This is a genomic window from uncultured Algoriphagus sp. (assembly GCF_963974835.1).
In the GTDB taxonomy this organism is placed as follows: Bacteria; Bacteroidota; Bacteroidia; order Cytophagales; family Cyclobacteriaceae; genus Algoriphagus.
This window is the reverse complement of record NZ_CAXBET010000023.1, coordinates 18205-29960: the sequence shown is the minus strand read 5'-3', so window position 1 is coordinate 29960 and position 11756 is coordinate 18205. Positions and strand designations below refer to the sequence as shown.

The window sequence follows — 11756 nt, the reverse complement described above, 5'->3', positions numbered from 1 at the left end:
ATCATATCAATCAAAAGCAGCTTAATCTATTGTCCAGTTTTTTGTTGCAAATCCAATAAGCTTTTAATCATCAAGTCTAGGATTGATTTTAAAAATCATGCTAGTTAAACTAAACCAAAATTTAAAAAATTTACTACTTATAACAACTTTTTATTCCTAAAAATGAGATTGAATTGCTTCAGATTTAATTGATTGATACTATTTGTTGGGTCTAAATGGAATTTGCTCCAATGCTTAAGGGATTACCCAAATCCCTATAATTTCACTTGCACTACCAGTTTTTAAAATAACCCGATATTGTAGGTAAAGCCTTATTTACTTTATTGAAGGTTGGAGGTTTGATCGGTAGTACCGGGAAATAATTTGTCCATTTTTGATCTGCAGTGCTGCTTAAGGTTTTTACCTATTTAATTCATATGAGGGAGAAAAATCAATTCCGTATTTTTAATGAAAGGCGCTCAGAAGCTGGAAATGACTCTGGATAATCTGGAGTTTATCCGAAGGTTTTCCATGCATATTCTGCCCAAGGGACTGGTGCGGATCCGCCACTTTGGTATACTGGGAAGTTCATCCAAGTTGATCACAATACCACTCATTCATCAGGAACTTGGAATTCCGATTCCAGAAAAGGAGCCCCGCATTCTGGAGGCCTATAACCCACAATACTGCTCCTGCTGCCGGAAGGAAACCATGGTGAGCATACAGCGCCTGCCCAAACGAGGACCACCAAAGACCATCTATTCCGCTGTCACAATCCAGTTTTAGTTCCTGATTTTGATCGGGCTGGCGAAGCTATGCCCATGCAATAAAAAGCCCTTCCAAAAGTCACTGGAAAAGCTAGAAACAACAATACTTTTTTTGAATCGATACCGAATCTACTGGTAGGTATTACTTTTAAATCTAATTGGACACCTCGTTTCCTTCAAAAAATCTCGACTCAATCCCCATAAGAACCTCACCGGTTCTCCAGATACGCTTCGCTATCGGGACAGGCAGTGCAACACCGGTTTCATCGTTCGTGCTACGCACGCAACGAAAACCTAGTTGTTAGCAGCAGTGCTCTTAATTTTACGCTTAAATTCCTTTTTCCACTGCTAATAAATATGAATAGGGATTGTTTCTTAGCTTTTCTTTTTTATCAACATTATATGAAACCAGTGAAGTAATAATTGATACGCCAGCGCCGGCTAATAAAGCTTGAGGCATAGAAAGACCTAGTAGTGTCATCGGAATTGCAGTTGCACTGGTTGAGAAAAATGAAATCTTCATAAAGTTGTCTACAGTCCATTTAATGCTTGAACCATCTAACGATTTTTTAAAGTTATTATACGCTGGTAAAAAATCATCATGATACACGTCTTCTATTTGTTGCTTAAAAGCTTCTAATGGAATGTCTTTGGGAATGTCCTTCGTCAATTTCAAGATATTTGTTCTAAGTAAGCCAAGTTCATCCTGATGCCTTCTTTTAAAATTCACGACATCAGTCAATGAGGTTACTTCAGATATTTTGACTCCCTTGATGATTAAATTTGTGAGTAGTCCTTGTGCCAGATTAGCAACTTGATTTTTTGTATAGCCTCTATAACCTAAAAAACCTTCTTCTTTTTTTATTTGATTATCGAGCCTAACGAAATCTGACAGGTTTGATGTTAGAGAATTATCTGTTAAAAGGGCAATAGAGTTTTGCTCACAAATTTTATTTGCAAGTAGAGTTAAATAGAAAGAAGCAAAATTACTATCTACTCGATACCAGCCCCAATTCATATCTTCTTCTAATAAGTATTTAATTTCATCTGGAAGCTTGTCGTAATGAATGTCAAATAACATGCTAACATCGCTTGACACCCTATTCCGATGTAGCATCGAATAACTTCCTTTACCATGAATTAGTAATTGCGAAGCCTCATTCGAGTGTAAATATTTGAGAGTTTCATCTGTTAGAGATTTGATGATGTTTTGGTCGGGATTTACCTTAAAGGGTTTTAGGATACCTTCATCAAATAAATATTGACTTGAATTGTTTTTATAAGGGTTATCAATTGAGTCAGGCACAATTGTATTTATTTCATCCCAAAAAAGAACTGCATTTTTCAACCATTCTTCGTTCAGAATGTCAATTGTTGGATAATATAACGCCTTTGTAAATCCCATGTCTGGTATTTTAGAGTATTATCTGGTTGAGTTCAGCATTGCTGCTAACGGTTAGTATATGAAAAGTAGGCGGCTTCGAAGAACAAAACTTTCAGCTATGCACAAAGTTTGATACGAGCGAAAAGTCTTGATATCATTACCGTCTCGCCTATTTTTTATATACATTGTTAGAGATTGTTTTTTACTCATTCTTTGGTAAGAAACTTTTTACTTCACTATCAATAAATTGATTTGGTTTCCATCCTCCTAAAAGTTTTGGAAGTAAATAATTATCAGAAGCAGAAGCTATTAATGAACCAATTGGAACTCCACCAGCTAAAGCATCTCCAAGTATTCCTAATCCAGTAAATATTCCAAATCTAGAAGCTTTAGCAACTTTTTTTTCTATCCAACTTTCCTTTATAACAGCGTCGTAATACTGTTTTAATAATGAGGAATCACTTTCAAGGTTTTTAAGCCATTCTTTAAATTTCAATGATTTGTCAATTATCTCAGTAAAATCATTAAAACTTTTCTCTCCAGAGTTTATAGCTTCCCTTATCGGTCTATAGTCTTCTAGTATAATGTTCTCGAATGTTTCTATGTCTTTCTCACTTTTTGCAACTTTTTTAACTAATTCTTCTACCCGATTTTGAATATAAGGTAGGTTTTTATTATCTGTAAATAATTCTGCATTAAATTGAGATGATATATTTAAATCACCACTACTTTCAAAACTATTAAGTAAGAAGGCTGACCAATTTAAAGTATGATTATTTGGAAGTAGAGCGGAATATTTCTCAGTTAATTCTTCAAGTTTAAAATTTGAATTGAAAATATAAGAATCAATTCCCAATGGAGTTGAAAATTTGTCCTCAATATTTAATTCTAAGCTTGATACGTCTAAGTTTGGTAAGTATGAATTAATATAAATTTTTAATTGAGATGTAAGAAGAGATATGTCTTCAGTTTCAGATTCAAGAAGTTTCTGAAAATCATTTACATATTCTTGTGGTGAACAAAATTCTAAAAACTCAATTGTTTTTTTATCAGATTCAGCTTTGTCTCCTTTAAAAACTTTTAGGAAGCCTTTGTTAACGTATTCTTCAAGGTAAAAAGCTTCGCTTTTTGTAACCATCGGGCCATAGCCGGATTTTTGTCCTTTAGGAAATTGAAAAATACCTATAGCTGAATTTTTATAATGAAGATTTATTATTCCTTTTTCTGAATACTCCTTTAATTTTTCAAGTTCTATAGAAGTGACAAATTGTTCAGCGGTGAATTTGTCTAAAAGAAAATCTGTTCTGTCGTAAAACAATAAAGCTTCACATAGTTTTCCTAAGTCTACAGAGCTTTCTGAAATTTTATTCTTCTTTATGAATATTCTATCGAACATAGTTTTTAAATAATCTCTAACACTTGTAATTACAGCATTACCACTACCCTATTGCGTCTATATTGCAATTGTCCACAGGGTTCCGGGGTGCTGCTGTGACCAAATTAAGAATTTCGTCGATCCCATCTAGTGGGCTTTGAATATTTTTATTCGAAATTGAAAGAACGTGGGTATAGATTTCCGTAGTCTTACTACTCTCATGACCCAATAGCGCCTGCACATAGCGAAGATTGGTGCCTTTCTGCAATAAATGGGTGGCAAAACTATGACGAAGGGTATGCACTGTCGCCCAGGGATTAGAATTACTTTTCTCCACAGCCCGCCGAAACACAGCCTGAATGCTGGTCGCAGAATATTGTCCACCCTCCTGCCCTTCAAAAAGCCAGTAACTTGGTTTATATGCTTTGTAATACTGTCGCAGTAATAACAACAAAACAGGTGAAAGCACTGCCTTCCGATCTTTTTTACCTTTGGCTCCCTTAATAAAAATATAGCCTTCATCGGAATGGATATCACGGCTTCTCAACTTGATAGCCTCACTGATCCTCAGTCCAGCACTATAAATCAACATGAGAACTGCCCTGTGCTTGAGATTGTCGACACTTTGAAGGATAGCTTTCACTTCTTCCTGACTCAGGATATTAGGAAGCGTCAGACTTTTCTTTGGGCGCTGGATCTCATATACTGTGCGTTCCCTTCCCAACACATGCTCGTAATATGCTTTAATTGCATTTATAAGTGTATTCTGTGCACTTTCTGAGATTTTGTATTTGGTAATCTGATGATAAACAAATGCTTCAATCTCTTCCTTACTCACATCCTTGATATTTCTGCTTTCGAAAAAAGCTAAAAACTGAGTTAAGGAAGATGCATAGTTTTTAACCGTTGAAGGGCTATAGGCTTTAAGAATTAATTTCTGTTCCAACTCTGCCAATGCCTGAAAAGATTGGGCATTCAAGGTTTTAACAGGAACGGATAATTTTTCCTCAGCTGATCTCACTTCAAATTTATTTTTAAACAGACGTTGAAGCAGCTCCCAGTTTTCATGGGTATTAACCAGACTCCATAGCTTTTGATCAGGATGGTAAAAACTGGTATTCAATGCCTTTAACTGCTCTCTTTCCTCTTTTAAGGGATAGGGAATAAACACTTTTATCCTGTTGGCTTTGGGGTAATGGTTGATAAATAAAAATACGATTGAGACTTTCCATGGCTTTTTCAACCCAGTTTAGATAATCCACATTTTTTAGACGGTTATTAACCGGTTGTAGTCGATTGATTTCGTTTGTATCCGCTTGTATCCGCTTGTAACCTCTTAATTCAAGCAATTATTTTGATTGAATCACCTTTCCAGCCATTGTCGGATTTACCAGCACCCGTTCCAATTCAAACTTAGCTAAGTACTTGCTGTACCAATAAATCTGGGGTTAATTTCCTTTTTAAAACATATACCATAACTACCATTCCAGCATCAGGAATGCAATAAAAATACGTTCTGCTTTTTAGAAAAGAAGAGCCTTAAAGCTCCCCTTCATCCGCAAATGAATAGTATCCATCAGCAGTAATGATCACATGATCCAGCACCGGGATATCCAGGATATTTCCAGCCTGTTTGATGCGCTGGGTTAACCGCTTATCCTGTTCTGAAGGTCTCATATTTCCTGATGGATGATTATGGGCTATAATCACCGAACTGGAATTTGATTTGATGGCAGCGGCATATACTAGTTTAATATCCACAACGGTACCTGCTGTACCTCCGGAGCTGATGGTTACAATTCCAAGGACCCTGTTTGCCCTGGATAACAACATCACCTTAAAATCCTCCACAAATTCTATCCTGTCCTGATCCCAGGCTTTGGCAAACACCTCATACACATGTCTTGAGCTTTCAACTCTTGGCCGTAGTGAAGCCTTTATTTTTGCGCTATAGCTCAGCTTAATCTCTGCTACTTCAAACCAATCAATTTTTCTTTCGGAAGTCTCCATAATCTTTTTCGTTTTGGTGGAACAATGAATTATGAAGCATCATCAGACCCTGGGCGACAAAGACCTGAAGGAAAAGGAATAAAAAGCGCAGCGCAGCCAGCGGCTTTATGACGGAAGCTTACGGTCGCCCAGAGCCCAAGGGACTAACTTTGTGAGGAATTCAGGGGTAAAAAAACTATATTAAAACTTCAGGGAGTTAAGCATTCATGGATAAATGGATGGGCTTCATCTTGGCCTAACAGTTTACTAAAGCTCTGGAACTACAGGTAGTTTGTTATGGGTATGAATAGGCCGGATGGTTATGGATAATTCCCAATAAACTATGCCAGGATAAAAGTCGAGTATTGTATTAGTCGACTAACTTTTAAAAATCCTTCCCTAACCAAAATTAGTGAGCGCTCACAACACCCGTTCCTTTCCAATCCACATTCAATCCTGAATATCCCCAGTTCATGAATCAAAGTTGTACAGGTCTGACTAGATATCTTCCTTCAGGGTATTATCAACCTATAAATCATTATGTCACCTTCCGAAGAACCAGACCACACATTAATCTTAAATAAAATTAAGAATTTTGAACAGGTCGCCACATGGATTCCTGGAATTAAGATTATCCAGAGTCACTCCCCCTTCCAAAATCTGTATATCTGTGAAATGGGCCAACTTCGCTATGGCATTAGCCAAAGCTTTTTTCGTCACTTGCCCATTCAGGAATATAGAAATAAAATATTCGATCCTACCAATGTTGAGACATGCTTGATTGGAAAATCACAGGAGTCAGGAAAGCAATCTGCTGATAAGGAGATTTATATTAGGTACCCTACACTCAGTAACTCAGAACAAGCTGAACTAATTTTTGTAGAACCTTTATACAAGGATCATTTAGGAGTACCACTGATTACATTAACCCAAATACTTCCTTCCACACTGATGAACTGGGCCATGGCTAAGACTATGCGGATTATTGATGAAATGTCATTTATGGAATTGAATAAGCTAAAATACAGGCAACTCACAAAACGGAGCAAAGAAGTCCTAGCACTGATGGTTAAAGGGTTAAGTGCTGAAGAAATAGGACAACAGCTTTATATAGGGGTAAATACGGTCAATACTCACAAACGTAGGGTGAAGGAAATATTAGAAATTAAAAGCAACTACGAATTATTGCAATACGGTATGGCTTTTGATTTAATTTAATTTTTAGGATTATTAATATAATATAGAAATTAAATATTTTACCATACTGTATTAACAGATCTAACCCACATAAATTAAAAAAAAAACCTAGTATCTAAAATAGAATAAAAATGAAAAATAAAACAGCATTTATATTAAAGAATATTTCATTTGCCATAATTGCTATTTTTCTTACAAGCTGTGATCAAATTGAACAGGTTGGAAAAAACACAGATTCAACAATACTGTATAAACTAAGTCAATTAGCCACATGGTCAGTACCTTGGCTATTAATAGGAATAATAATTTATTTTTTTATTGCCCAAGACCGTGAGGAAATGAGGGATGACTTTGTATCTGGTAGAAATTTTAGTGGAAAATATGAAACTGTATTTACCAAAGTACCAACAGGAAAAATTATAAAAGGAGATCCTGAAGCGGCAAGATTCATAGGTATTTTTTGGATAATCTGCTACCCGATAGGTCACCTATACTATAATTTAATGGTAAACAATAAAATAAAATTAGGGGATAATATTGAATTTAATATTTTTATCTTTATAATTTTAATTCCTGTGATAATTCTAATAGGGATTGGACTAACTATCCATAGAGTGCTATCTGACAAATCAAATCCATTATCCAAATGGTTAACCAAATTAATAATTTATACCGTAGTGTTTTGTTTTATAAATATGGTTTTCTGGATCATGGTAACTCATATATTGAAATAACATTGACTATAAAAACTTGTATTCAAACTGATATAATGGGACCAAGTCCCATAAATACAAATTCCAAACCTATAATTCCACAATTTAGCCTCTTTTATACTCCCCAAATTGAAAAATAAATGGATTCCCATCTGGTAAACCAACAATCGAAGTGCCGGTTGTAAGGTTTGAAATATCCCAATCCTCAATTACTTTCATTGGCGTTACATTATCCACTGATTTGCCAAATGAATCAGAATAAGAAAATCTTTTTTGTGCAAATCCATACCTGTTTTGAATAAATTCCCTTGATTTCAAATCATCTACATGAAACGAAAATACGGTTCTTATCCCAGACAAAAGACTTTGGCCCAAATCCTGTCCATACTCGTGATAGACCTGGGGTATATTTTGTACACCAATAATGAATTTAGCTCCTTGACTTCTCCCAAAATTAATCCCGTTGTCCAAATATTTTAAATTAGGAAGCAAACTAAACTCATCAATAAAGAACCAAACATTACCTTGCTGCTTTTTATCCTTTACGCTACTGAGGGTTTCCTTAATCGCCAGGTCAAATAAAAGCCTATAGATCGGTGTAAGTATACTTCCAACAGTAATATCATATTCCAAAAATACAGTCTTTCCTCCCTTTTTCCTCACCAGGTCCCTTATAGAAAGGTTACCTACTTTTCTGAAATCCCCGACAAATATTTCGCTAAGTAATTGATTCAATTCAGAAAGAACTCCCTCCGCTTGCGAAGCTGCTTCGTTTGAAATGTAACTGTTCATTCTATTTTCATTATGAACATCAAATAATTGCTGAATTTCTTTTCTTCCGGCCAATTCAAAATACTCGATCAAATCTTGATTGTTTTGAAGCTCCTTATCAAAGCTAGTTGCCGCAATTTTTAAGATGTTTGCAAAAATATCCTTAGCAGCTTGGGGAAAAAACGGAGAGTTGGACTTCTTAATTTTATCAGCAAAGAGATTTGCGGAAATTTCAAGTGCACTTTCTACAATGCTTTGATAGGAATCATCAAGAGTAATTTCAGAGAAAATATTCCAATAATCCTGGACACCTCCAAATCTCGAGCTATCATTACAAATGACATAATCCCCTTGTTTAAAAAATTGATCATAATAATCACCCTTGGTATCAAAAACAATCATCAAATCATTTTCTTTAAGCTGACTCTTAACCTGTCCAATTACCTGCGAGATTGCATTCGTTTTTCCCGTACCGATATTCCCTAAAAACAAAAGATGTTTGCTTAATAAATTATCATCCAGTGGCAAGTTCAAATAATTACCTTCGAAATCCTTCCCGTCAATACTGCATGTGGGATTTAATGTTTTAAACTCTAAAAACTTTCCGTTTTTAATCAAATCAGACCCCAAAAGCAATTTTAACTGATTCTGTAAATAGGTCATAATTAACGTTGTTGTCCGGTACTTTGGGATGAAGAATTCTGACTAGATGAGGGTGAACTGCGTTGCCCGGTATTCTGGGATGAAGATCCTTGACTTGATTGTGAGGTGCTACTATGTGCTTTACTGGCGGATGAGGGTGTAGCGCTAGCCTCAGAACCGCTTTGTCCGGTAGCTGGGAAGGAAGATTTTTGACTAGATTGAGAGGTGCTTTCGTGCCCTTTATTTTCGGATAAAGCCTTTTGGCTAGTTTGAGGGGAACTGCTTTGTCCGGTACTTTGAATTGAAGACACTTGACTAGATTGTAAGGTTTTACCCTGATCTTTAATTTCAGATGAAGTTTTTTGGCTAGTTTTAGGAATTGTACTTTCCCACCTACCTTTCGATGAGGATTTACTTTCGTTTTGGCCATTTTTAATATGACTTTCTACCTGAGATTGAATTTTTGAGTGGGTTCCAAATCCTTTTTTAATATCGTTTGAAGGAGGGTTACTCAGATTTTGAGGTGTATCATTTCTTAATTTGTCAGCCTGTATCCCTTTCTTCATTTCCTCCTGACCTTCTTTGGATTCAATTTTCGCCTTTTGTAGCCCGTAATAAGCTTTCTCCTCTCGGGAGGGAATAATTGGTTCAGTATTTCCAACCGAAACCATATTATTCTGACCTGGTTGATAGCTATTGTGAATTGAAGACTGAGCAACAACAATTTCTATAGTGGCCTTAGTTATGGCGGACAACCATTTGCTTGATTTTTTTTCAGTCATAAATTTAAATTTTGCTTTTCTTCCACTTTTCAATACCGTGCTCACCCATATTCTGGATATCGAGAATTACTGCTCCCAGTTCTTGCAAAACCAATAGACTGTCTTTATCGGGTCTTCCCACTAAAGCCTTGGAAGCAGTCGCACCTGCCTTAGTGTTTTGAAATGGTAGCGGTGAAGGAGTTGCAATTTCCACAATGGCATTGGAGCCACTCTTTGAAAAAACTGATAAAGAAAAAGCCGGCTTTTTTGAAAATCGAAACAGTGCATAAATCAATACAATTACAAAAACAACCGTGGCAAACTTAGCCGATCCCAATTGATTAAAATATCCCGTGGTAGAAGTTATTATTACACCTAACATTCCTAATCCTAATGACAGAATTGCAAGTTCCTTAAGCGAGTTGTCCTTAATTTCGTTTTTATTAGAGGCAAGTTCCAATTCTCGGTCTCTATCACGGTTTAAATAAGCGAGATACATTGCGCCTATAAATAATCCCCATAAAATGGTTTGCAATATCTTCGGACTATCATATAAGAATTCAAAAAGAGCCCTGAATAAAACAGTTGTCAGCGATATAATTAAACTTGAAACAAGAATTCCAATCAAAAGCCTCAACCAGTTAAAAGGTTTTCCTAAATAAATACTTATTCCGACCACTTCGGAAATCGGAATTTCATTATGGATAATACTATCATTCTTTGACCTACCTTCTCCTGCCGCCTGAAAGAGTAATCGTTTATTCGTTACCTCTAAAAACCCTTTGGCTTTGATACCGAGCAAAAATGATTTAAAGGAGGAACATTGGTAGGATTTTACCGATACTTCACCAATTGTTGGTGTGATTGTTTTATTTAGTATCATGTGATCAATAGTAAGAGTATGTAGGTTGTAAATCTGATCGATCGTTTTCGCTCAATTAGAATGATATTTATTTTCGGTCTATAGCTCACCGACTTGTGGGCCTAATTGAAAGTTATTTATATAATTATCTGATAAGCCTTTTTAATTGCTTTATTATCAAAATTCCATCATTGCCCTAAAATAGGTCGGAATTTCAGATGGTAATTTTGACATGTATTGATAGGCAATAAAGTTGAGCAGATTGGCTGATTGAGTGCCTAAGCAAATCATGGTTTGGTCAATTCTAGATTATCTTAAAAATCTGTTCACGCATCAGTTCGCCCATTTCATAACTGATCATTCAAAACTATTTACTTGAAGTAAATCTTCCCTCATCACATTTGGTGAAATTTTGGTCAAATGAAAAAATATACTTTACAATATATAACTTATTGATTTTGAGAGTTCAATAAGATTTGGATTAGGGCTTTCTTGCTATCCCCATTTGCAGGAAAAGGGATCCTGAATTCTGTTTTAAGTCCCGAGGATGCCACCTTTTGAAGAATCACCTGATTGTCTTTTATCCGGGAAATTTGAGAGGTGTTTATCACGTGCTTCCTGCTGATTTGAAAGAATTGTCCCCGAAGATTAGCCAGGTGTTCGTCAAAAAAGTTTTTCAGTCCAGGAGAAGTGAACACTATGGGGTAAGGTGTATTTTGAATGTGGGCCTTGATTATTTTGCCATCAGCTTCTAGAAAAAGGAGCTGATCCAAGTGTACTGGAACCAACTCGCCACGGTTTATGGTGACAAAAACGATGCTTTTGCCATTCAATTTTGGTGCGTTATTGGAATCTGACTTAAGCTTACTTTCCATATTTAGACGGACCATAATCAATTCCAGCTGGTCTGAAAGATCCTGTTTACGGTACGGTTTTCTCAGAAAAGAGACAGGAAGTGTATATTTTGCATGTTCAAATCCGTATGGCTGGCCGGACAGGAATATAATGGGAATTGGGTGGTTACCGTTTAAGAATTCGGCGATCCGTATTCCTGAAAAATCATTTGCTGAGCCAAGATTGATATCCAGCAAAGCAATTTCAGGACTTTCTGATTGGATTAATGAAATTGCTTCCTGATAGGTCTCTGCCGGACCAATCAGGTGTATCTCTCCTGTGGCATAAAGGCTCAGGAGATCGGCTATGAGTAAATCCGAGAAAAACGGATCATCTTCAACTATAAGTAATTTGATCATAGGCCTGGCAGGGATTCTTCAGGGTGAACCAAACTAAGGAAAACGCTTGGCTACGCATGGTAT

General features: G+C 36.1%; 12 protein-coding genes. 3 read left to right on the top strand and 9 right to left on the bottom strand.

The features are described 5' to 3' along the window. Positions 1–447: 447 nt before the first annotated feature. Complete coding sequence (locus AACZ73_RS22280; RefSeq protein WP_339881175.1) at positions 448–765, top strand: transposase; 318 nt, start codon at positions 448–450, stop codon at positions 763–765. 135 nt (positions 766–900) lie between these two features. Here AACZ73_RS22280 and AACZ73_RS22275 read toward each other — a convergent pair whose 3' ends face one another. From AACZ73_RS22275 to AACZ73_RS22255, 5 genes are all read right to left on the bottom strand, one after another. Then, positions 901–1029 carry a hypothetical protein gene (locus AACZ73_RS22275; RefSeq protein WP_339881173.1) on the bottom strand — a complete coding sequence of 43 codons (129 nt, stop codon included), beginning with the start codon at positions 1027–1029 and terminating at the stop codon, positions 901–903. Between the two features lie 45 nt (positions 1030–1074). Continuing rightward, complete coding sequence (locus tag AACZ73_RS22270; protein ID WP_339881171.1) at positions 1075–2151, bottom strand: DUF6236 family protein; 1077 nt, start codon at positions 2149–2151, stop codon at positions 1075–1077. Positions 2152–2332: 181 nt separating this feature from the next. Next, on the bottom strand, positions 2333–3526 hold the full coding sequence (locus AACZ73_RS22265; RefSeq protein ID WP_339881169.1) for a hypothetical protein: 1194 nt from the start codon (positions 3524–3526) through the stop codon (positions 2333–2335). Positions 3527–3569: 43 nt separating this feature from the next. Further along, positions 3570–4676: a site-specific integrase gene (locus tag AACZ73_RS22260; protein WP_339881167.1), complete on the bottom strand. Its 1107-nt coding sequence runs from the start codon at positions 4674–4676 to the stop codon at positions 3570–3572. 368 nt (positions 4677–5044) lie between these two features. Further along, positions 5045–5515 (bottom strand): JAB domain-containing protein, encoded by a 471-nt coding sequence (locus AACZ73_RS22255; protein WP_339881165.1) that lies wholly within the window; start codon positions 5513–5515, stop codon positions 5045–5047. A gap of 519 nt (positions 5516–6034) precedes the next feature. Here AACZ73_RS22255 and AACZ73_RS22250 point away from each other — a divergent pair. Together AACZ73_RS22250 and AACZ73_RS22245 are read left to right on the top strand one after the other, a co-directional pair. Next, complete coding sequence (locus AACZ73_RS22250) at positions 6035–6712, top strand: helix-turn-helix transcriptional regulator (protein WP_339881163.1); 678 nt, start codon at positions 6035–6037, stop codon at positions 6710–6712. 110 nt (positions 6713–6822) lie between these two features. Further along, on the top strand, positions 6823–7425 hold the full coding sequence (locus AACZ73_RS22245; RefSeq protein WP_339881161.1) for a hypothetical protein: 603 nt from the start codon (positions 6823–6825) through the stop codon (positions 7423–7425). A gap of 84 nt (positions 7426–7509) precedes the next feature. Here the strand turns inward: AACZ73_RS22245 and AACZ73_RS22240 are convergent, their stop codons facing one another. The 4 genes from AACZ73_RS22240 to AACZ73_RS22225 form a co-directional block, all read right to left on the bottom strand. Then, a complete protein-coding gene (locus AACZ73_RS22240) occupies positions 7510–8838 on the bottom strand; it encodes a type IV secretion system DNA-binding domain-containing protein (RefSeq protein WP_339881159.1) in 1329 nt (442 codons plus the stop codon). Between the two features lie 2 nt (positions 8839–8840). Further along, the gene (locus tag AACZ73_RS22235) at positions 8841–9599 is read right to left on the bottom strand and encodes a hypothetical protein (protein WP_339881158.1); all 759 of its coding nucleotides are present in this window, start codon (positions 9597–9599) and stop codon (positions 8841–8843) included. A 4-nt stretch (positions 9600–9603) separates the two neighbouring features. Beyond that, on the bottom strand, positions 9604–10461 hold the full coding sequence (locus tag AACZ73_RS22230) for a hypothetical protein (RefSeq protein WP_339881156.1): 858 nt from the start codon (positions 10459–10461) through the stop codon (positions 9604–9606). Between the two features lie 428 nt (positions 10462–10889). Continuing rightward, positions 10890–11693, bottom strand: coding sequence for a response regulator transcription factor (locus tag AACZ73_RS22225; RefSeq protein ID WP_339881154.1), 804 nt, complete (start codon positions 11691–11693; stop codon positions 10890–10892). Between the last annotated feature and the right edge of the window lie 63 nt (positions 11694–11756).

Coding starts and splice junctions, on each gene's coding strand:
- AACZ73_RS22280 (WP_339881175.1), top strand. CDS start 448: ATGAAAGGCGCTCAGAAGCTGGAAATGACTCTGGATAATCTGGAGTTT.
- AACZ73_RS22225 (WP_339881154.1), bottom strand. CDS start 11,693: ATGATCAAATTACTTATAGTTGAAGATGATCCGTTTTTCTCGGATTTA.
- AACZ73_RS22230 (WP_339881156.1), bottom strand. CDS start 10,461: ATGATACTAAATAAAACAATCACACCAACAATTGGTGAAGTATCGGTA.
- AACZ73_RS22270 (WP_339881171.1), bottom strand. CDS start 2,151: ATGGGATTTACAAAGGCGTTATATTATCCAACAATTGACATTCTGAAC.
- AACZ73_RS22240 (WP_339881159.1), bottom strand. CDS start 8,838: ATGACCTATTTACAGAATCAGTTAAAATTGCTTTTGGGGTCTGATTTG.
- AACZ73_RS22265 (WP_339881169.1), bottom strand. CDS start 3,526: ATGTTCGATAGAATATTCATAAAGAAGAATAAAATTTCAGAAAGCTCT.
- AACZ73_RS22250 (WP_339881163.1), top strand. CDS start 6,035: ATGTCACCTTCCGAAGAACCAGACCACACATTAATCTTAAATAAAATT.
- AACZ73_RS22245 (WP_339881161.1), top strand. CDS start 6,823: ATGAAAAATAAAACAGCATTTATATTAAAGAATATTTCATTTGCCATA.
- AACZ73_RS22255 (WP_339881165.1), bottom strand. CDS start 5,515: ATGGAGACTTCCGAAAGAAAAATTGATTGGTTTGAAGTAGCAGAGATT.
- AACZ73_RS22235 (WP_339881158.1), bottom strand. CDS start 9,599: ATGACTGAAAAAAAATCAAGCAAATGGTTGTCCGCCATAACTAAGGCC.